Below are 21,152 nucleotides of genomic sequence, written 5' to 3'. Positions count from 1 at the left end.
TGCAGGATGACGGTGAAAAGTATGGATGGTGCTTGCTAGTCGTGCAGCGGGTCGACTTCCAACGGGTCAGGTCCGTGGCCAACGTAGCGGTATAGCCGTGGTGGCCGGTGCTGTCCGCCAGCCAGATATTCGTCGGTCTCCTCGATGGATGCCGTGCTCTTGAGCGTTCGGCGGAAGTTCGCAGGGTCCAGACGGCGTCCGAGGATGGCTTCATAGACTCCGCGCAGGGCCGCCAGGGTGAAGCGTTCGCCGAGCAGCCGATGGGCTATCTGCCCGTATTCGGTTTTGTTGCGCAGCCTCCACATGGCGTAGTCCAAGATCTTCCGGTGGTCGAAAGCCATCTGGGCAATCTGCGGATCATCGATATCGAACCAGGCCACGTTGTCGTCTTGGACGGTGGCGCCCACTTGATCTGCGTTCAGCAGCGCAAAGTAGGCGATGGTGACTAGGCGGTGGGTTGGCGAGCGGTCGATATCGCCGAAGGTGTAGAGCTGTTCCAGATAGGTGGGGCGCAGGCCCGTGGTTTCGGCAAGGTTGCGCCCGGCCGCTTGGCCGAGGGATTCGCGCGGATCAACGGGTCCGCCTGGCAGCGCCCACATTCCGGTGTGGGGTTGGCGAATGCGGCGTACCACTGGCAAGCAGAGCTTGTCGGGTCCGCCATCTTTGCCTTCACGGATTCCCAGGATCACAGTGGAAACCGCAAGAGCGGGCGGGAGGTTGCGGCGTTCGTCGACGTTCGCCCAACCCGGTACGGATGACATTTCTTATTTGCCTCGTTTTCAGCACATTCGGATTCGTTAGAGTCATTCTGACATTAACGCTCTTCAGGCGCTAGCCCAGATCACATTTCGAGGGTGAATGGCCTATGATCAATGGCATGACATTGGATCTGAATCTTCGAGTGGTTCGCGCAAACGCTGAGGTGAAAAGCCCATCCGTGCTTTTCATCCACGGCTTCGCCTCATCCGGCGAACTGAATTGGGACCGCTCGCGTTGGCTGAAATATTTCACTGATGCAGGACGAGATGTCCTTCTGGTTGATTTGCCCGGCCATGGAGAAGATCCTCGCCGCAATGACGGCAGCTGGGCGCCAAGCCAAATTCGCCAGGCCCTGGCTGCCATAGTGATGGATCTGGATGATGGTCCCGTGGACGTCATCGGCTACTCTTTGGGTTCCCGGCTGGCTTGGGAGTTCGCCGCTTTCAATCCGGATTTGGTGAATCATTTGGTCATCGGGGGTCCAGGAGCCGGTGATCCGCTGGCCGCCTTCGAATTGGGCCAGGCCCGTGCCTACGTCGAGACGGGCGAAAAGATCCATGACGACTACACCGCCGCCATCATGCGGATTGCCGAGGCTGAACCGTCCAATGATCTATCAGCGCTCTTTGAGCTCATAGAAGCAATCAAATCCGAGCCTTACGATCCGGCAGCCAAGGTGCCGTCAGTTCCAACCTTGCTGGTCGCCGGAGACCAGGACGATCTGGCGACCACCATGCCGCATTTGCGTCGCCTTCTGAAGGACGCAGGAACACGCAATGAAGTGCTGTGGCTGGCAGGTCGCAATCACGCCAACGCTGTGACCAGCCGGGAGTTCAAAGAGAGAGCGCTTGAGTTCGTGAGCTTTTAGCTCCGGCCACTCCTTTAATGCATGCCTCCGCTGCCTTGAGCCTACTCAACTATCCGGGCTAAAGCTCGTCCGGGTTTCCAGACGAGCCTTAGCCAGCTCAGCGCCGACTATTGCATTTCCGAACTGGAACCGAACATGGAAGTGCTCTTGTTCGCTGCACGTTCCGATCAGCGCTGTGGCCCTTAGCGGTTAAATGATTCGATGCGTACAAGCCTAGCGATCTCGAATCTCTTCCGATTCCCTGCCGCTACTTCGGCGAGCCCACCTGCGCTAAAGCGGCGTGTACATCAACAGGGTCAAGTCCGTGGCTTCGGTAGGAGTCAGGTTGTGCTGCTCGTAGCGCGTCAGCCCCAATTCAGGATGCCGGAACACCCGTTCACCGGTGCGGAAACCTGCAACGTCGCGTTCATTCCAGATCGCGGCAAATTCCGGGGAGGCCGCAGAGACCCGCGCAACGATGCCGCTCTCCCCCGACGGGCTGAGCCATCCACGCGTTTCGGCACGGAAGCTTCCCACGAAACCGCGGCTTTGCACTTCCCAATCCGGGAGCATCTCACGCAATTGCGCATCGGTGAAAACGAGCCACAACAGGTTCCGATCTTCGCTGTCCAATGAAGCCACCCGCGGATACAGCTGTTCATAGGCCTCATTCCAGCCCAGGATGGTCCAGTCGGCGGAGAGCAGGAAGGCCGGGAACTGCAACGCATCGAGCAAACGCTGCAGGGCTGGAGTCATGCCGCCGGTGCCAATCGGGTCAAGCTCACCGTGCCCTGCCAGAGAAAACAGGTACGAGGATTCCACCGGGGTGAGCCGGAACAGCCGTGCCAAGGACTGCAGAACCTGGCGCGAGGGATTGATGTCGCGGGCCTGCTCAAGCCAGGTGTACCAAGTAACAGAAACACCGGCCAAGGTGGCGACCTCTTCGCGGCGCAGGCCGCGCACGCGGCTGCGTCCGATCTCCGGCAATCCATGGGAAGCCCTGTCAGCCCGGGCCCGGCGGTCCTTGAGGAACGCGGCGAGTTCTTCGCGACGTCTTTGACTTGGAGTCACAGGGTAAACCTCATTGCATGGTAGTAGTACTACTAGTATCGTCACCGTCTGGGTTTGAGGGCAAATATATGGTGAGATTTTAGGTATGACCACACTTCGTTCACACACTGTCACCCATGGCCGCAATATGGCCGGCGCTCGCGCACTGTTCCGCGCAGCCGGCGTGAACGGCGCTGACCTCGGGCGCAAGCCGATTATCGCTGTCTCCAACAGCTTCACTGAATTCGTTCCAGGGCACACCCACCTGCAGCCGGTAGGCCGCATTGTCTCCGACGCCATCACCGCCGCCGGTGGCATCCCCCGCGAATTCAACACCATTGCCGTGGACGACGGCATCGCCATGGGCCACGGAGGCATGCTCTACTCGCTGCCATCGCGCGACCTCATTGCCGACTCCGTGGAATACATGGTCAATGCCCACTGTGCCGACGCACTGATCTGCGTCTCGAACTGCGACAAGATTACCCCGGGCATGCTGATGGCCGCATTGCGCCTGAACATCCCTACGGTCTTCGTCTCCGGTGGTCCGATGGAAGCCGGCCGCGCCACCCTGGTAGATGGCACCGTGCGCACCTTGGACCTGGTGGATGCCATCTCCGAGGCCGTGAACGAGAACGTATCGGATGCAGACCTGCTGCGCATCGAAGAGTCGGCCTGCCCGACCTGCGGCTCCTGCTCGGGCATGTTCACCGCCAACTCGATGAACTGCCTGACCGAGGCCATGGGCTTGTCCCTGCCGGGCAACGGCTCCACCCTGGCTACCCACACGGCCCGCAAGGACCTGTATGAAAACGCCGGCAAGCTGGTAGTCGATATCGCCAACCGCTACTACGGCGAAGACGACGAGACGGTGCTGCCACGCAGCATCGCCACCAAGAAGGCCTTCGGCAACGCCATGGCGCTGGATATCGCCATGGGCGGTTCCACCAACACCATCTTGCACCTGCTGGCCGCCGCCCGCGAGGCCGGCGTGGAATTCGGCCTCGATGAGATCGATGAAGTGTCCCGCCGTGTACCGTGCCTGGCCAAGGTTGCACCCAACGCTGCGGGCAACGGCACCATCTACTACATGGAAGATGTCCACCGTGCCGGTGGCATCCCCGCAATCCTCGGCGAGCTGCGCCGCGGCGGCCTGCTGGATGAAACCGTGCACACGGTTCACTCGGCAACCCTGGGCGAATGGCTCGATGACTGGGATATCCGCAGCGGCAAGGCCAAGGAGGAATCCTTTGACCTGTGGCACGCGGCCCCGGGCGGCGTGCGCTCCTCCACCGCCTTCTCGCAGTCCGAGCGGTGGGCGGCGCTGGACACCGATGATGCAGAAGGCTGCATCCACTCGGTTGAGAACGCCTACTCCAAGGACGGCGGCCTGGCCGTACTGCGCGGCAACATCGCCGTGGACGGTGCAGTGGTCAAGACCGCTGGCGTTGACCCTTCGATCTGGACCTTCTCCGGCCCAGCAGTGGTCTGCGAATCACAGGATGAAGCCGTCGAGAAGATCCTGAACAAGCAGGTGAAGGAAGGCGACGTAGTAGTCATCCGCTACGAAGGTCCCAAGGGCGGGCCGGGCATGCAGGAAATGCTCTACCCCACCTCGTTCCTCAAGGGCCGCGGCCTGGGCAAGGCCTGCGCACTGATCACCGATGGCCGCTTCTCTGGTGGTACCTCGGGCCTGTCCATCGGGCACGTCTCCCCCGAGGCCGCGTCCGGCGGCATGATCGCCCTGGTGGAAGATGGCGATACCATCTCCATCGATATCCCGACCCGCGAGCTGACCCTGAACGTCTCTGACGAGGTCTTGGCAGAACGCCGCGAGCGCTTGATCGCTACCACCGGGTACCGCCCGAAGAGCCGCGAGCGCGTGGTCTCCCCTGCGTTGCGGGCCTACGCCGCCATGGCGTTGTCCGCTGACAAGGGTGCGGTTCGCGACGTGGATCGTGTAGAGCGTGCCATGCGCGAAGCCGATGAGCGTGAAGCCGCAGCCCAAAGCGCGGCCCAAATCTAGCCAGAAGGCTTGACCACGGCAACAGGCCCGGACCACTTATGCGAATAAGCGGACCGGGCCTGTTCTGCTTCCAAGGCACTAGCCCTGAAGCAGCAGGGATTGTTCCCCCGCACGCCGAATGCCGGCCCTGCCGCGAGAGGCAAGGCCGGCATCCAACTGGCGCGCGGACTATGGGTTCCGGCGACGGTACCGAAGCAGGATCAATGCTCCGGCGATAATCACCATCCCTGCAGCCCCTGCCAGCCACAACGAGCCCTGGTCAAGGCCGGTTGCCGCAAGCGGTGCTGGCGGGGCAGGTGGTGCTGCCGGCGCTGCCGGCGCTGGCGGAGCCGGAGGAACCGGTGGTGCCGGTGGCGCTGCCTGCGGAGCCTCGGAGCAAACTTCCACGTCCGCCGAATCCGAATTGTTCCCATCCTCGCCGGACTTCTCCGGTATCGAGGCCGTATTCGTCATCGTCTGGCACTTGCCGGCTACGCCGTCCAAGACCAGTTCGTACGTGAACTTCTTGCTCTGCTCTTCGGCCTTGACCGTGCCCAGTTCCCGCGGCTGGCCGGGATTGGTGTAGTCATCGAAGACCGTCACCAATTCATCGGTGGCCGAAGCCGCCTCGAATTCCAGCGGAGCCTTGGCACTGACCGTGCGGGTTGTCCCTTCCACGTCGGTCCAGCTGGCGTTCACCGTGTTCTCGTGGCCGGTGTAGTCGGCCTCGGCAACAGGTGTTTCGAAGGTGCAGCTGTACTTCACGGTGCGGGTTTCCCCGGCCGCAAGCTCCAGCTTCCCCTCCGCCAATCCTTCGATGGAGCAGGTGGCCCCGTAGATGGATAGCTTGTCTTCCAGGAGCACTTGCGTGTCCTTGAAGTCATTCGGATTGGCCACGGTGATCTCACCGGTGACGGTGAAGTCCTGGTCTTCGTAACCCTCCAGCATCGCCTGGACCGTGTACTTGGCCGTGGCTTGCCCGTCCGGATCAACCTCGAACTTCGTTTCCTTCGCGTCCTTGCGGGCCGACCAGTCGTAGTCCCTGACGTACTGGGCGTCGGCGCTCTTGGCGATCATCAGGCCCTGCTCAATGCACAGTTGCAGGTCCACCGAGGATTCGTCCTTGCCGTTGCCGTCGGTACTCTCATGCACTGCCGCGGTATTGGTGTATACCGTGCAGGTTCCCGCTTCGGGTTCCAGCACCTGTTCGTATTCGAACTGCATGGGAGCTTGCGGGACGTGGACTTCTCCGAGCACCTTCGGTTCGGCGCCAGGATCCATCATGTCGTCGGTGACTCTCACCGATTCGTCCGTGACTGCGTCGATCGTGAAGCCGATCGGTGCCTCGGCACGCACTTCGCGGTCATCGAAGGTGGCAATCACCGTATTGACTGCTACTTCGAAGGCATCGGTGGTGAGCCAGCTAGCGAGGTCGCATTCATACCGGGCCCCCAAGTTCTCCCCGGCATCGAGCACGACCTGCAATCCAGCGGCCGCTTCATCGGCATCCTGGGCATCGATCCGGCAGCTGGTGCCAGCGGTATCGATCCGGTCTTCCAAGGTGGCGGTGATGGAACCGAAATCATTCGGGTTCTGCACCATCACTTCACCGGCCAGCCGCAAGTTCAGCTCAACGGCTGCGGTGTTGCGTGCCTGAACCCAGTAGTGCGCGGTGAAGGTTCCATCCTCGTTCGCGGTGAGCTTGCTCTGGTCGATCCGCTTCTCTACCTCCCATTCGTAATCCAAGTCCACCAGCCCCTGCGCGGTCTTCTGAAGGCCCAAGGCCTTCTGTCCGCAGAGGTTGACGGTGGTCGAATCCTCGGCCCCGGTCTGCTGGATCACCGCGGTGTTGGTGAACTCGGTGCAGGCGCCGGCCTGGGCTTGGTGGCGCAGGGTGTAGTCGAAGTCGACCGGGGTGCCTTCGGCATTCCAGATCGCTTCGTCCAGCACTACCGGCGACTCGGGGTTGGTCTTGTCATCGATGACGGTGACCTGCTGATCGGTTTCAGCATCCAGCAGGTAGTCCACCGGTGCGGTTGACGTGGCCACCGAACCCTCGCCCCAGGTTGCGGTAACCGTGTTGCTGCCGTGCAGCTGGCCGGGGGTACCCGAGCAGCTGTAAGGCAGCTGCACTGTGGCTCCGGTTCCGTCGCTGCCCACCGGGACCGCGACTTGCAGGCCCCCGGTTTGCGGATCGGCGTCCTCGGCGTCGATGGTGCACGTGACCCCTTCGATGCTGATCTCATCGGTGATGGTGGCTACCGTCGAGGCCGATGCGAAGCGGTTCGGATTCACCAGCACGATCATGCCGTGCACTTCATGGCCGGAATCCTCCGCTCCGTCCGGGATGGCCGACACGGTGTAGGAGAAGTCGGCGGTGCCGTCCTCGGCAACGATGGTTTCGGTGCGGTCAACCTTCTTCTCCAGGTCCCACAGGTAGGTCCGATCGAAGCTGGCTTCGGCATCTTTGGCAATCATCAGATCGAGCAAGCCGCATAGCTGCACGGTCGCCTCATCCCTCGGATCCTCCCCTGCCTGGATATCGACCCAGGCGGTGTTCGTGTAGCTCATGCATTCACCGGCCGGAGCATCATGCTCCAGCTGGTACTCGATGAGCACCGGCGAATCATCGATGTCCACGGTGCGCAGCAGCACCGGCTCCTGGGGATTCGACTGGTCATCCCAGATCTCGACCTGCCGATCGATGCGGGAATCAATGGCGAATTCGATGGGCACCTGCGTGCTCGATGCCCGGTCATCGCCCCAGCTGACCGTGGCGGTGTTGGTGCCGCCGCTGTAGGAGCCGAGATCGACTCCCGCGGAGACATCGCAGCTGTAGCCGACGGTGATCGTCCCGTTGGCCGGGATGCCCACCAGCGATTCAGAGGTGGTGCAGGTGACCGCGTCCAGATCGACAACGTCCTGGATCGTGGCGTCAATGCCCGTGTACTGGTTCGGGTTGGTGATGGTGATCTGGCCTTCCAGCACCCATCCCGAATCCTCGTACCCGGTGTTCTCCACCTTGATCACGTAGTCCACCGGTTCGCTGGCCGCCCCGTTGGTGGTGATCTGCTGGTCCTGGCCTTCGGCCAAGGACTTGTCGATCTGCCATTGGTAGGTGCGGTCGTACTCGGCTTCGACGGTCTTGCTGATCTCCAAGGCCGCCTCGCGGCAGGCTTCGGCGAGCGCATTGTCCGTCGCGGTGAATCCGTCATCGCCGGTGAGCGTGGCGACGTTCTCGAAGACCTGGCAGGTGCCTGCCTCCTCCACGGTCCACGTCACCGAGTAGTCCCGGCTTTGCGGCCCATCGGCCACATCCACTGTCCACGCCGGATCGAACTCGTGGGCGCTGTCCGTGATGGTGACCGTGTCGTTCAGCGGCGTCTGGTTCCAGTCCTGTTCCGAGATCCCCACGGTGTCCGAGTCCTGGCTATTGGCCGTGCTCAGCGCCTGGGCGTCCCAGTCCACGGTGGCGGTGTTGCTGCCTTCGTAGTCCGGCTGGGATGCGAAGGTGCACGAGTAGGCCATCACCCATTGGGCCCCTGCGGGGATCACCGTCTGGAAGCCGGCTTGCTCGGCGGACATGTCCGCCACCGCTTCGCCCTGCACCCCGGTGATCGTGCAGGCCGCGTCTCCGCCGACATCGGCGAAGTCCTGCACCGTGACCGGCGCGTCCTGCCAGTCGTTCGGGTTGGCCAGCGTGATTTCTCCGCTCATTGCCCAATTGCCGTCCTCGTGGCCTTCGGGGGTCACGGTGATCCGGTAGTTCGCCGTGGCCTCGCCGGTACTCGGGTTGGCTGCCAGCGGTTGCCCGGAGAGCAGCTCCTTGTCCAGCGACCACAGGTAGGAGCGGTCGAAGGAGGTCACGACGTTCTTGGCGATATCCAGATCTGCTCCGGCGCACACCGTGGTACTGGCCGAAGCTGTGTTCTCCTCGCCCTCGCCGGTGGCCTCATCGAGCACCGCGGTGTTGGTGTACTCGGTGCAGGTTCCGGCCACGCCCTGCAGTTCCAGGTCGTATTCGAAGGCCTTCGGCGATTCCCCGGCCATCGCGGTGCCCAGCACCACTTCCTGGCCTTCAACGGTTTGGTCATCGGTGATGGCGACTTTGCCGTCGGTCAGCAGGGCCTGCTCGAACCCGAAATCGACGTCCGTTTCAGCCTGGCGCTCCTGGCCCCAGGCCACGGTTGCGGTGTTCGTGTACTGGGCGGTGATGTCGGTGTCCGCCGGGACCTGGCAGTTGTAGCCCAGGGTGGTGCTTTCCCCGTCACCGAGCACGAGCTGGAAACCGCCGGCGCTTTCATCCGCATCGGTGCCATCGATGGTGCAGCTGGCCGACGGGATGGAGAGCACATCGGTGACCGTGGCCGCCAGGTCCCCGACTTGCGTGTTCGGGTTGCTGATGGTGATGCTTCCGGACACCTGCTTCGCGCTGTCCTGCGCTTCACCGGCGGTGGCCACTACCGTGTAGTGCGCGGTGACCGTGCCGTTGCCGGCGACCGTGATTTCGCTGTGGTCCACCTGCTTGTGAAGCGACCAGTCGTAGTCGCGTGCGTAGCTGGCGTCCACGTCCTTGGTGATAACCAGATTCTTCTGGTCGCAGATGCCCACGTCCTGCGAGTCCTCGATGTCCTGGCCGGCCAGATCCACCCACGCGGTATTCGTGAAGACCAGGCATTCATCGCGCGGCACTTCGTAGGTGATCTCGTAGCTGAAGCTCCGCGGGGCGTCGGCGTAGTGGACCGTGCCCAGCAGTACCTGGTCCCCGGAAGGATCAGCCTGGTCATCCCAGACGCCAACGGATTCATCGGTGCTCTCATCCAGGGTGAAGTCGATGGGTACCGGCTGGCTCTCAGCCTGCAGCCCATCACCCCAGGTGACCACCGCCGTGTTGGTGTGGCCGGTGTAATCGGCTTCCGCCACGGCCGATGCATCGCAGTTGTAGTCCACGGTGATCGAGCCGATGCGCGGCACCACCTGCTGCATGCCTTCCATCCCCGGATTCGAGTCCTCGGCCACGATGGTGCAGGCGGCCGAAAGGGTATTCTCGTCGCTGATCGTCACTTCGAGGTCTTCGAATTCGTTGGGATTGGCCACGGTAATGGACCCGGAAAGCTGCTGCCCGGAATCCTCGTAGCCGGTGTTGTCCACCAGCACCGTGTAGTGAACGGTAGCGGTTCCGTCTTCCTCGACCACGGCATCTGGCGATTGGCCCTCGGCCAGCTGCTTGTCGATGCTCCACAAGTAGGTGCGGTCGTAGGAGGCCGTCACGTCCTTGGTGACGGTCAGCCCTGCCTGGCGGCACGCTTCGACTTGGGCGTCATCGCTCTTGACCAGCTGGTTGCTTCCGGTGATCGTGGCGGTGTTCATGAAGCTCTGGCACTTGCCGGCCTCCTCCACCGTCCAGGTGTATTCATAGGTCCGACTCTGCGGGCCATCGGAGTAATTGATGGTCCAGGCCGGATCGAACTCATGCAGCGGGTCGGTCACGGTCACCGTCTGGTTCAGCGGTGTCTGCGTCCAGTCGCCTGCATCCACCGGTACAACTTCGGTGGCGCTGCCCGAAGCGGTGGAGGCCTCGCTGGAGGACCACGTCACTTCGGCGGTGTTGCTGCCCTCGTAATTCGGCTGCGATCCGAAGGTGCAGCTGTAGCTGAAGGTCAGTGTTTGGGAGGCATCCAGTGTTGCATGGAAGCCCGGTGCCACCGGATCGGCGTCCAGCGTGTCCGGTTCGCCGGCAATGCCGACCACCTGGCAGGTTGCGTCCCCGCCCACATCGACCTGGTCGGTGACGGTCACGTCAATGGCTTGCCAGTCATTGGGGTTGGATACCGTGATGGTTCCGCTCATGGCCCAGTCGCTGTCCGAATAGCTTTCGGGAGTGACAGTGACGGAGTATTGCGCGGTGAATTCGCCGGTTTCCGGATCCGCGGTGAATGGCTGCTCGCCTATTGCGTCCTTGGCGATGCTCCAGTCGTAGCTGCGGTTGAAACTGGACACGACCAGCTTCTCGATAGCCAGGTCCTGGCCGATGCAAACTTCCACGGTGGCATTGTCGGTCAGCGTTTCACCGTCGTCTGCGGCGAGGCTGGCGATGTTCTGGTAGTCGGTGCATTCTCCGAGCACGCCGTCCCACTCGATGGTGTACGCGAAGGTCTTCGGGCTTTCCCCCGCTGTAACGGTGTTACCGCCGGCGATGCCCGAAAGGTCGATTTCGCTATCGGTGACGGTGACTTCATCGTCGGTCACCGTTGGCGAGACGGACGCGAAATCGTAGTCGGCCGAGGCGCTGGCTTGGCCATCGGTGCCATAGTAGGCCTCCGGGTCCCAGGATGCACTGACCGTGTTGGTGCCGGCGCTGGCGGCACTGGTTCCCTCGGGCAGGTCGCATTCATAGGTGAAGGAATTCTCGCCGGGCTGGATGGTCACCGGATTGGCGATCGGCGATCCGCCAGCGGAGATGACGCAATTGGCTCCATCAAGCTGGTCGGCCAGCGTGATCCCGGACATCTCCGTGTCATTCGGGTTCATCACGGTAATGGTGCCGGAGAGCTGGAAGTTGCTGTCCTGGGCTTCGCTGGCGGTGGCGACCACGTTGTAGTCGACGTCCACTCCGGTGGCCGTGGCCTTCACTGTGGCTTGCTGGCCCTCGGCCAGCGACTTGTCCAGATCCCAGTCGTAGTCGCGGTCATAGGATGCCTGCACATCCTTGTGGACCGTGAGCTCGTCGTAGGTGGTCTTCGTGTTGGTGAAGGTACAGGTGACTTCATCGTTGTCGCCCAGGTTGAAAGTGATGGCCGAACCGCTGCGGATAGCGGAGGCGCCGGTGCAGGCGATCGAGGAAAGATTCCAGCCAGCTGGCAAGTCCTCTTCGGTGACGGTGATCGTAGCTGGCGCCACGGTGTAGGTGACGCTCTGCGGCAAGCTCGCGCCGGTATCGGAATCGGCACTGTCATCGAGGTTGAATGATGTCGAGTCGCCGAAGCGGTCCTCGGCGAGGGTGAAGTCGAAATCCGTGCCGTCGGCAGGAACCGCGTCCTTGATGACGGTTACGGAACCGGCTTGGACCGCACCGGCCTGGATCTGGTTGTCGCGTTGTCCAATGGACTTGCAGTTCAACGACGAGATCAGGACGTGGTACGGCGAACCGTTGATTGAGGAAGCACCGGTGCCCGGGCCGTGATCCAGCTCCGAGGCGATATGCGCATCGAAGTAGAGGGTGACGCTTGACTCGTCGCCTTCTTCTCCGTCGACCATCAATGTGATGAAGACGGTGTCGACGCGGTCGTTCCCGGCGCCTTCATCAACAGTCCAGCCGGTGATGTTCGCGCCGTCCACTGTCTCGTTGAGCAAATAGTCATAGGCCCATTTGCCGGCCTGCTTGACCTGGTAATTGATGACCAGCTCGTTTTCGCCTGCGGGCAATGTCATTTCCAAGCGCTGGTGGACCACACCGCCCTCATAGAGCCCGTCGTGGACATTGCCGTTGGCGAAGGCGGGCATCTCATCGGACTTCTGCATGAAGGTGTCGACCGAGCCGTCTCCTTCGTTGTACTCGCAAATCCGCGGAGCACCTGACTCAAGGGCAGCGGCCGTGATCGGCTCGCGGGCCGCTGTCGAGGGCGCGATAGAATCTTCCGATTCCGAAACTTCGGCCTTCGGCTGCGCAAGTTCCGGTGAAGCCTTGTCCACTGGCTTCTTCTCTGTCTTGGGCGCAGCTGATTCCACAGGTTGCGCTTCGGGTGCCGGCTGCGTGGTTTCCACAGCTTTTGGCTTTTCTGGCTTCTGAGTTGCCGGTGCCGGTGCAGGGGCGGACTCGGGTTCGGCCGCTGCTTCTTCCTCTGGCGCCGAGGTCTTGGCGCTGTCTACTGCTTCAGCAGCTGGCTGTTCTTCCCCCGTGTCAGCCGTGGACGATTCGTCGGCTTCGGCCTTGGTTTCCTCGGCCGAGCCGGTGGCCAGGACCGATTCAGAGTTCTCCGGTTCAGTCCCCTGCTGTTTGGCCTCGACTTCTTCCCCAACAGAAGTTTCGGCAGCAACTGCCATGCCCGGAATGGTCATGGCAAAGCACAAGGAAATCGACGAAATTATCGCCAAGCATCCTTTTAATAATCTGTTTAAAGCTGTTTTACGGCGCAAATTTGGCACAAAAGTGCCACGCCTTTGATGCCTAGACATTTCTCCCCCATACAAGAATGTCCTGAGTGGATCGCGCGGCGTGCAGGAGCGATCCACCCGAAAAAGAGCGAGCTATAGTAAGGCTTTGACCTCAGATAATGAAAGCCTGGCCCATGATTCAGCCACCCCATGTGGCTCAACTGCTCAGGATAAGTTCCCCAATGCATCTAAAGATGCGAAATGAATGCGAGTGTTTCAATTCGTCTTTAAATCCCCCAATTCAAGACAACGATATGCCGACATCCTACGCCGGCATTCGGCTTTGTGCCAGCAAATAGAAGGAAATAAATTTGGCTGAAAATGAAGCAATCGGTGCACTTCTTTGCCCATGGATTAAACGTGCTTGTCACCTGCCAAATTCACGATTCAGGCCCTAGCGGACAGCAATGAAGGTCGATGCTCTGCGACAGCGACTTTGGCACCCCCGCTCGCCCGCGGCACACGAGAGGCTTGGCAGAAACCGGCCTGGCGCAATCCTGCCGACCCCGGGGCCAGAGCAGAAGCAATGGCACTACGCCTCGGGAGCTCCACATCCACCGAAGAGCTCCGCGGCATCGAGCCCCGGAGACTGCCCCGCTTCACCCCGGGACGTCGAGAAGATTCACTACGACCTTCAACTACTAATTTGAGTACCCGGTCTGACCTGCAAAGTAAAAATAAATCTCAATCTGATAAAGGTTGCGTGTTTTCTCCGTTTGAGCTTGGTAGTTGCTGAACACTTTGGTAATCATTGAATGGTGAAAAGAGCAACCCCATGAGCCAACGACGCGCGTTCCGTCGCATATTCCTTCCCGCTGCATGGCTAGTTATCGGCGCCTTGATCGCCGTCAGCCTCGTGAAACTCGCGTTTGCCGGCGGCACGGCCAGCGCCGACGATGACCTGTTCCCCACCGGAGAGATCCCGGCAGAGACCATCTTTGCCGAGAAAGCCACGGTGGAGAACAAGCTGTCCATCCCCGGAACCATTAAGCTCACCGAATCGAAAGAGCTGAATGCGCCCGTGGACGGCGTTGTCAATTGGGCTTTCGTCAAGCCAGGCGACAATGTCGCCCTCGGCGATCGAATCTTCCAGGTCCGCGCCGAATCCCAGCCAGAGAGCGTTGAGACCACCGACTCGGATAGTGAAGGTTCACAAGACGAGGAGCAACCGCAGGAAGCTGCGCCAGTGGTGAAGTACCACGACGTCTATGCAACGGCAACGGGCAAGGTCGGCGCTTTCCAGATCGAGGTTGGCGATGACGTCAGCAAGGGCACGGGACTCGGCGCGATTCAGCCACAGGAATTCTTGGCCGCCGGTTCGATCGATCCGCTGGACCGCTACCGGTTGCTCGATGAAAGCCTCGAAGCAACGATCACCATTGACGGCGGACCGGAGCCATTCACCTGCAAGGACCTGTCTGTCGGTGACAGTGCTTCGAAGAAAACCAGCGCCGGCTCCGCAGACCAGGACATGGAATCGCAGATGGATCCAATGGCATCCGGAGAATCCACGGAGAGCTCTTCGGGCAGCGAGATTTCTTGTGCCGTACCTGCAGACATCGTGGTTTTCGACGGCCTGAGCATGAACATGGAAATTGATGCAGGCACCGCCGAGGACGTATTGACCGTACCGGTATCGGCTGTTCGCGGCCTGGTTGGCCAGGGTGCGGTGTGGCGGCTGGATGAAAACGGCAAGGAAATCCGCACCGAGGTAGAGCTTGGCGTGACCGACGGAAAGATCATCGAGGTGATTTCAGGACTGAAGGATGAGACGGAAATTCTCCGCTTCGTCCCAGGATCCACCCCGGCACCTGAAGAAATGATGGATATGGAGTCCTACTCAGATGAGTGGTGAGCCATTGCTGAAGCTCGAGAATGTCACGCGCAGCGTCCTGCTGCCCGATGACAGCGAGCTGCATATCCTCAACGGGATTGATCTCACGGTGTCCGAAGGCGATCACATAGCCATTGTCGGCCGTTCGGGTACGGGCAAGTCCACGCTGCTGAATATCCTTGGCCTGCTTGATCGGCCCACCAACGGCAGCCTGCTGTGGCGAGGCAAGGATGCGACCCGGCTGAGCGCCAAACAGGCGGCCCATGCACGCGGGCGCGACCTCGGTTTCGTTTTCCAGCAGTTCAACCTCCTGCCAGGACGCACTGCCCTGGAAAATGTCATGGCTCCACTGATGTACGCCGGTGGACGCGACTTCTGGAATCGGCGCAAGCTAGCAACCGAGTCCTTGGAGCGCGTGGGACTGGGCAAACGCTTGGATTCAATGCCCCAGACCCTCTCCGGTGGTGAGCAGCAACGTGTGGCCATCGCTCGCGCGCTGGTCCGCCGGCCACGAGTCGTACTGGCCGATGAGCCCACCGGTGCCTTGGATGTCACTACCGGACGTGCGGTGATGGATCTCTTGGATTCCGCCACGGTTGATTCCGGCGCTGCCCTGATCACCATCACGCACGACAGCAATGTTGCGGCCTTGGCACGTGAACAGTTCCGCCTGGACGGCGGGCGACTGCATCCGCTCAGTGAAGTCGTGGTCCCATGAATACCCTCACACGCTTAGGCACCGGCTTCGCGGCCGCGTTGCTTGAGGCCTGGCAGGAACTGCGCATCCACAAATTGCGAGTCCTGCTCTCCTTGATCGGCGTCACCATCGCCGTGGCTTCATTAACCACCGCACTGGCCGGTGCGGGCATGGCACGCCAGATGATGACCGAAAGCCTCGAACGCGACGGCCGCCCGGCCATGATCACCACCTATGCTTATGATCCCCGCTCGGATGCCGGTCCCCAGGGCGGCGGACCAGTCGCCCAGGCCTTCGAAAAGACCAGCGAGCGCTTCAAGGTCGACTACACCAGCATGATCGGCCGGAATTATGGCCAACGGATCGCATCGCAGGGCATGGCCCTTGATGCGGAGGTCCTGGTAGTCGAACCGGACTACGCACCGATGCACCGGCTAGTCATGGCCGATGGCCGTTGGCTGGAAGCCGAGGACGCGCAGAATCTCTCACCAGCAGTGGTGGTGGACCAGAACGTCATCAAGGAATTGGGGCTGGAAGGCCAGCAGCTGCCGCTCACTGTCGATTTGATGAGCAACGGCAACGCCGTGTCCGTCACGGTCATCGGCACCTCCAGCGCCCGGTCCTTCGGCATGTCCGGCCAGCTGTGGATGCTGCCGGCCACCTATGAGCACTGGTTCGCGGGCCAAACCCCGCTGGATGAAGTTTCCTACAAGATGTGGGTGCCCATCGAGGGGTCCGAGGAGCTGGCCATGCACTTTGGCCAGCAGCTGCAGGCGGAGCTTCCGGGCTTCACAGTCGAGTCGCACCGCGAGGATTATCTGATGTGGGGTGCCGATGAAAGCCTGAAGCAGCTGGCCATGGTGGTTTCCGGCATTGCCATCATCATCCTGCTGCTCGGTTCCCTGAGCCTGCTGAATGTTGCCATGGTGACCATGAAGCAGCGCATCCGCGAAGTGGGAATCCGCCGCAGCTTCGGAGCAACCACCGGCCGGGTATTCTTCTCGGTGATGATGGAGAGCGTTGTAGCTACCGCGGTAGCAGGTGGATTGGGCGTGCTGATCTCGGTGGCCTTGGTCTCCAACGAGAATCTGCTGAGCATGGTGCTGGCTACCGAGCTGGACCAGATGCCGGCTTTCCCTGTCGACGCCGCCCTGCTTGGCATGGGAGTTTCCATCGCCGTAGGCGCACTGACCGGTGTGCTTCCTGCGCTGGTGGCAGCCCGAGTCAAGATTGTGGACGCCATTCGCGTCTAGTACGCAGATACCGCCAAGGCGCTGGAACGGAATCTTGACTTCTGTTCCAGCGCCTTCTGCGTACCCCTGGTGAGTCGGCTGATTAACTGCGGTAGCCGAGGACCGTTGAGAAAGCCTCCGTCGCCGAGGTCTCAAACCAAGAGGTTCTTCTCCAGCTCAGTGGCCGCGAACTGTGTTGAGCTGATCTGTTTATCCCTTGTTCACGGCAGGGAGGGATTCGTCGCTGCGCGATGCGCCTCCGGACGCGCGTTTTCTATCCTTCTTCCTCTTTCCATCTTCCGTCTTCATCCAAGCAATCAGCCCGAAAGTAGTGACAGCAGCGATGCCGATCCAAATAGTTCCCCAAAGTGTGGATAACTGGATCCCCAGACCTCCGGTAACGGTGAAAATCAGTGTGGCCGGCAGGAATATAAACGCAAAAATATTCACACGGTGACTGAACTTCTCACGCTTATCCGCCTCTTCGCGCAGTTGTTCGGCCCGTTCGCGATTCACCTGCTCTTCTTCGGCGCGCTGGTTGGCTTCCAGATAATCCATGATGGATTTCTGCTCGATCAGTGAATGCTTGATTCTTTCTTCCAGCATGCGCACGTTCTGCATGGCTTGCAGCACCCGGGTTGCAGATTCACGTCCGGGTATCTCCTGCAACCAGCGCTTACCATGGAACTCGATAAACCTTTTTTGAATGTCCTTGTATCGCTTAAGCGAAGCAGCGGAATCCTCAAGGTTTCCGGTTGCCGCTAGATTGGCCAGGTGTCCCGCGCGCTGGGTCAAGAATTCATCTTGCTGCATCGTCAAGACCGCCAAATCGACGAAGACTGAATGCGCTAAGGCCACCGTATGCCCAGTCTCTGCAATCCAGTGTTCAGGATCGCCATCCGGACGGGACTGGGCAATAATCCCCATCCCCCGATCACTGCACCAACCAATTGACGGGCCAAGGGAGACTTGGGCTTTGCTAACTCCGAGGTCGGACCAGTCGCTCAAAGTTGGCTTAGGCGTGGCGGTTTGAGCAATGCTCAGTGCATGCGCCCAGCGCACTGCAGGGTTGTCCATCGCGCTCGGTCCGTGCCAGTGTTTTTGGCACTGAGGAATCTTGTCTTGCGGAATAAAAGTGGAGATCGTATAGATGTTCCCCCATGGATCCTGTTTGTCTTTTGATTGCAGAGCGCCGCCATTATTCAGTTCTACTGCCAAGCCTGCTGAACGCAAGGCGTTGTTTACACCCGCTCGCAAGTCCTTGCCATCGATGTTCGTGCCCGGCAGTAGCCCAGCACGAGTCGGCCGGTGCAGCGCAGAGGTCACCCAACCGGGGGTTTGCAATGCCTCTTTCGAAAGCTTCAGGTGCAAGGCGACGTATTCAGCGTTGCCGGCTCCTGTTTCCGCCTCACTACGAGAACGTGAAATTCCAGCGATCCGGATACCGACGCCGGTCAGCTTGCTGATTACCTTCTGGTTGTCGAAAGCAAACGTTGGAGCACCCGATAGTGCTTGCTTCGCGTCGGCAGTCATGGCCAGGAAATGAGGTCCGACCGAAGTCTTGTCGAACCAGCTTTTTGATGCTTTATGCAGATTTCCCGCGTCGTTTTGGAGAAACTCAGAGGTTTCGCTTTGCAGATCTTTGCAGAACATCTTCCACGTGATATCCGCGGCATTCGACGGGACCCACCACAAGTTTCCATCAGGTTCCGTGATCGAAGATGCCGGAACTCTGGCGACCAACGCCACGGATCCCCACATCCAGCTATTTGCGTGGACCTCGGTGGGGTGCGACGGCAGGGTCGAATCAATCACGCCTGTGTTTTGACCTGAAGACATCTTTTTCCTTGCGCTCTCATCTCAGCGAGTTTTGGATATTAAATACACTCCCCATAAATACAGGCTATCTACAATTAGTCAGCACGAAGGAGGAAGCAACGGAATATTTCTCATGAACAATCCATGACTCCACTTGCCCTCACCCTCAGTGAAATGGCCTATTTCCACGATCGGCAAAAGAGCGCCTGCCGTAGCTCGGCTTCGGTTCGCGAGCGAGCTTGCCCCTGACAGCCACTTAAGGAATCCGGCATCAGATCGACTGGCTAGCCAGGATTCCAACTATCGATTGTGTGCTGCAGTACATCCGCTCCGGCGCCCCGCAATTGCCCATTTCGAAACATTCCCGCTCCCAGAGAATTCCGCGTGATCTTGCGGATTCCCAGGCCTTCACGGTAATCATTTCCAAAGATTTCCAAAGCCCGCTTGACACCGTTTGAGATTCGGCGCACACTGATCGTATACGATTTGATGTACGAGATGATGTTCGATGAAAGCAGGCCGATCAACGGTGAGCAATATTGTCCCAGTAACCGAAGAGACCTTCGCGCAGGCAGGCAAGATCCTGGCCGTACACCTTAGCTACGCCTCGCGTGCCGCGCAGCGCGGACGCACCCCGAAGTTCCCCAGCTACTTCATGAAGGCCACCAGCTCGCTGGCCGCCAGCGGTTCCACCGTGCAACGCCCAGCTGGCACCGAGCTGCTCGCCTTCGAGGGCGAGATCGCACTGATCATCGGCAAGACCGCTCGCCGCGTCTCGGTAGACGAAGCCTGGGGCTACGTCGGGCAGGTCACCGCATCGAACGACCTCGGCGTGCACGACATGAAGTACGCGGACAAGGGCTCGAACATCCGCTCCAAGTCCGGCGACGGCTACACCCCGGTGGGTCCCAACGCCCTGGATGCTGCCACCTTGGATCCTGCCAAGCTGCGCGTGCAGACCTGGGTCAACGGCAAGCTCGCCCAGGACGCCGACACCTCCGAGCTGCTCTTCTCCTTCGCAACCATCATCGCCGACCTGTCCCAGCAGATGACCCTGCAGCCAGGTGACATGATCCTCACCGGCACCCCGGCCGGCTCCACCGTCTTCTTCCCCGGCGACGTTGTCGAGGTCGAGGTCACCGATCTGGTCTCCGGCGCCACGACCGGCAAGCTGGAGACCACCGCCATCGAGGGCACTGCGGCCTTCGCCGCTTTCGGCAACCAGCCAAAGGTCACCGACAAGGACAAGGAAGATGCCTACGGCGATCGCGAGACCGCCGGCATGGCCCCGATCATCACCGGCAAGGACGTGCTGACCGACAAGGTCCGCGAGCAGCTGGCTTCGGTGGCTACCGCCACCTTGTCCGCCACCTTGCGCAAGCGCGGCCTGAACAACGTGAACATCGAAGTCCCCGGTGCCACCAAGGGCATGCAGCGCGTGATCGGCACCGCCCGCACCCTGCGCTACATCCCCAACCGCGAGGACCTGTTCAAGGCCCACGGCGGCGGCTACAACATGCAGAAGCAGTCCATCGACTCGCTCAATGACGGCGAGATCCTGGTCATGGAAGCCCGCGGCGAGACCGGCTCGGCCACCCTGGGCGACATCCTGGCCCTGCGCTCCCAGCAGCTCGGCGCCGCCGGCATCATCTCCGATGGCGGCGTACGGGACCTGGACGCCGTGTCCAACCTGCAGATCCCGGTCTTCTACAACGGCGCCCACCCAGCGGTTCTCGGCCGCAAGCACGTGGCCTGGGACAAGGACATCACCGTGGCCTGCGGCGGCGTATCGGTGCAGCCAGGCGATGTGATCGTGGCCGACTCCGATGGCATCGTGGTCATCCCGCCAGCAATGGTGGCCGAGGTGGCCGCTGAAGCCGCGGTGACCGAATCCAATGACGAATTCATCTTCGCCATGGTCCAGCGCGGCCACGGCATCGAGGGCCTGTTCCCGATGAATGATGCGTGGAAGAGCAAGTACAACGCCTGGAAGGACGCAGGCAGCCCGGATCTGGACTCATGGTCGCTGTAATGACCGCCTCCAAGTCCGAAGCCGCCTACCAGCTGGTTTCCGAGCGCATCGTCAACGGGGCATACTCCCCCGGCTACCGGCTGGTGCTGGGCACCATTGCCGATGAGCTGGGCTGCTCCGTGGTTCCGGTGCGCGAGGCGATCCGCCGGCTGGAGGCCGAGGGCCTGGTCCACTTCACCCGCAACGTCGGGGCGACGGTGGCCCACGTGGATTCCACCCTGTACCTGCACACCATGCAGACCCTGATGGTCATCGAGCCGGCCGCTACCGCGCTGGCTGCCGATGCCATGGATGCCGCCTGGCTTGCCAAGGCACGGGCGCTGAACGAGAACATGCGCCAGTGCCTGGAGGATTTCGATCCGGTGGCCTTCACCCGGATGAATACCGAATTCCACCAGCTGCTCTACGGCCAGTGCCCCAATCCGCACATCCTGGACCTGGTCCAGCGCGGATGGCGCCGGCTGGCGGCCATGCGGGCCAGCAGCTTCACCCACATTCCCAACCGGGCTCGCGCCTCGGTTCAGGAGCATGAGGCGCTGCTGGATCTGATCGGCAACCATGCCACCCCGGCGCAGATCGAAGCCGCCTGCCGGGACCACCGCTCGAATACGCTCAACGCCTATTTGAAAGCGGCCGGCATGGCACCTAGCGCCATCTAGCCAGCAGCACCGAGAACTTTCATAGATTTGCCACAACCCATCCGGTGAAAACACCGGAACAGCAC

At 61.0% G+C, this 21,152-nt stretch carries 11 protein-coding genes; 7 read left to right on the top strand and 4 right to left on the bottom strand.

What is annotated here, in order from left to right:
* Positions 1–35 precede the first annotated feature (35 nt).
* On the bottom strand, positions 36–761 hold the full coding sequence (locus ACIP6G_RS14295) for an NUDIX hydrolase (protein WP_400290873.1): 726 nt from the start codon (positions 759–761) through the stop codon (positions 36–38).
* A gap of 116 nt (positions 762–877) precedes the next feature.
* Between ACIP6G_RS14295 and ACIP6G_RS14290 the strand changes: the two genes are divergently transcribed.
* Positions 878–1,627 carry an alpha/beta fold hydrolase gene (locus ACIP6G_RS14290; RefSeq protein ID WP_400290871.1) on the top strand — a complete coding sequence of 250 codons (750 nt, stop codon included), beginning with the start codon at positions 878–880 and terminating at the stop codon, positions 1,625–1,627.
* A 270-nt stretch (positions 1,628–1,897) separates the two neighbouring features.
* Here ACIP6G_RS14290 and ACIP6G_RS14285 read toward each other — a convergent pair whose 3' ends face one another.
* The gene (locus tag ACIP6G_RS14285) at positions 1,898–2,677 is read right to left on the bottom strand and encodes a helix-turn-helix transcriptional regulator (protein ID WP_400290869.1); all 780 of its coding nucleotides are present in this window, start codon (positions 2,675–2,677) and stop codon (positions 1,898–1,900) included.
* Between the two features lie 85 nt (positions 2,678–2,762).
* On the opposite strand from ACIP6G_RS14285, the gene ilvD reads away from it, so the two are divergent.
* Positions 2,763–4,682 (top strand): dihydroxy-acid dehydratase, encoded by a 1,920-nt coding sequence (gene ilvD / locus ACIP6G_RS14280; RefSeq protein WP_400290867.1) that lies wholly within the window; start codon positions 2,763–2,765, stop codon positions 4,680–4,682.
* Positions 4,683–4,850: 168 nt separating this feature from the next.
* Here ilvD and ACIP6G_RS14275 read toward each other — a convergent pair whose 3' ends face one another.
* On the bottom strand, positions 4,851–12,755 hold the full coding sequence (locus ACIP6G_RS14275) for an LPXTG cell wall anchor domain-containing protein (RefSeq protein WP_400290866.1): 7,905 nt from the start codon (positions 12,753–12,755) through the stop codon (positions 4,851–4,853).
* Positions 12,756–13,590: 835 nt separating this feature from the next.
* Between ACIP6G_RS14275 and ACIP6G_RS14270 the strand changes: the two genes are divergently transcribed.
* The 3 genes from ACIP6G_RS14270 to ACIP6G_RS14260 are packed head-to-tail and all read left to right on the top strand — an operon-like array spanning position 13,591 to position 16,599.
* Positions 13,591–14,670 carry an efflux RND transporter periplasmic adaptor subunit gene (locus ACIP6G_RS14270; protein WP_400290864.1) on the top strand — a complete coding sequence of 360 codons (1,080 nt, stop codon included), beginning with the start codon at positions 13,591–13,593 and terminating at the stop codon, positions 14,668–14,670.
* Positions 14,660–15,367 (top strand): ABC transporter ATP-binding protein, encoded by a 708-nt coding sequence (locus ACIP6G_RS14265; RefSeq protein ID WP_400290862.1) that lies wholly within the window; start codon positions 14,660–14,662, stop codon positions 15,365–15,367. The genes ACIP6G_RS14270 and ACIP6G_RS14265 overlap by 11 nt, the downstream gene beginning before the upstream one ends.
* Positions 15,364–16,599, top strand: a complete 1,236-nt coding sequence (locus ACIP6G_RS14260; protein WP_400290859.1) for an ABC transporter permease — start codon at positions 15,364–15,366, stop codon at positions 16,597–16,599. The genes ACIP6G_RS14265 and ACIP6G_RS14260 overlap by 4 nt, the downstream gene beginning before the upstream one ends.
* Before the next feature lie 189 nt (positions 16,600–16,788).
* Here the strand turns inward: ACIP6G_RS14260 and ACIP6G_RS14255 are convergent, their stop codons facing one another.
* Positions 16,789–18,417: a hypothetical protein gene (locus tag ACIP6G_RS14255; RefSeq protein WP_400290857.1), complete on the bottom strand. Its 1,629-nt coding sequence runs from the start codon at positions 18,415–18,417 to the stop codon at positions 16,789–16,791.
* A gap of 487 nt (positions 18,418–18,904) precedes the next feature.
* On the opposite strand from ACIP6G_RS14255, the gene ACIP6G_RS14250 reads away from it, so the two are divergent.
* Together ACIP6G_RS14250 and ACIP6G_RS14245 are read left to right on the top strand one after the other, a co-directional pair.
* Positions 18,905–20,428, top strand: a complete 1,524-nt coding sequence (locus tag ACIP6G_RS14250) for a fumarylacetoacetate hydrolase family protein (protein ID WP_400290855.1) — start codon at positions 18,905–18,907, stop codon at positions 20,426–20,428.
* Positions 20,428–21,087: a GntR family transcriptional regulator gene (locus ACIP6G_RS14245; protein ID WP_105658033.1), complete on the top strand. Its 660-nt coding sequence runs from the start codon at positions 20,428–20,430 to the stop codon at positions 21,085–21,087. Before ACIP6G_RS14250 ends, ACIP6G_RS14245 begins: the two co-directional genes overlap by 1 nt.
* Positions 21,088–21,152: the final 65 nt, after the last annotated feature.

The organism is Glutamicibacter sp. NPDC088483, assembly GCF_044753145.1.
Lineage (GTDB): Bacteria > Actinomycetota > Actinomycetes > Actinomycetales > Micrococcaceae > Glutamicibacter.
The sequence above is the reverse complement of the archived record's forward strand: the minus strand, read 5'-3'. Positions and strand labels throughout refer to the sequence as shown.

Excerpts from the sequence above, each read along its gene's own strand:
- ACIP6G_RS14295 (WP_400290873.1), bottom strand. The coding sequence starts at position 761 with ATGTCATCCGTACCGGGTTGGGCGAACGTCGACGAACGCCGCAACCTC.
- ACIP6G_RS14290 (WP_400290871.1), top strand. The coding sequence starts at position 878 with ATGACATTGGATCTGAATCTTCGAGTGGTTCGCGCAAACGCTGAGGTG.
- ilvD (WP_400290867.1), top strand. The coding sequence starts at position 2,763 with ATGACCACACTTCGTTCACACACTGTCACCCATGGCCGCAATATGGCC.
- ACIP6G_RS14270 (WP_400290864.1), top strand. The coding sequence starts at position 13,591 with ATGAGCCAACGACGCGCGTTCCGTCGCATATTCCTTCCCGCTGCATGG.
- ACIP6G_RS14265 (WP_400290862.1), top strand. The coding sequence starts at position 14,660 with ATGAGTGGTGAGCCATTGCTGAAGCTCGAGAATGTCACGCGCAGCGTC.
- ACIP6G_RS14260 (WP_400290859.1), top strand. The coding sequence starts at position 15,364 with ATGAATACCCTCACACGCTTAGGCACCGGCTTCGCGGCCGCGTTGCTT.
- ACIP6G_RS14255 (WP_400290857.1), bottom strand. The coding sequence starts at position 18,417 with ATGTCTTCAGGTCAAAACACAGGCGTGATTGATTCGACCCTGCCGTCG.
- ACIP6G_RS14250 (WP_400290855.1), top strand. The coding sequence starts at position 18,905 with ATGAAAGCAGGCCGATCAACGGTGAGCAATATTGTCCCAGTAACCGAA.
- ACIP6G_RS14245 (WP_105658033.1), top strand. The coding sequence starts at position 20,428 with ATGACCGCCTCCAAGTCCGAAGCCGCCTACCAGCTGGTTTCCGAGCGC.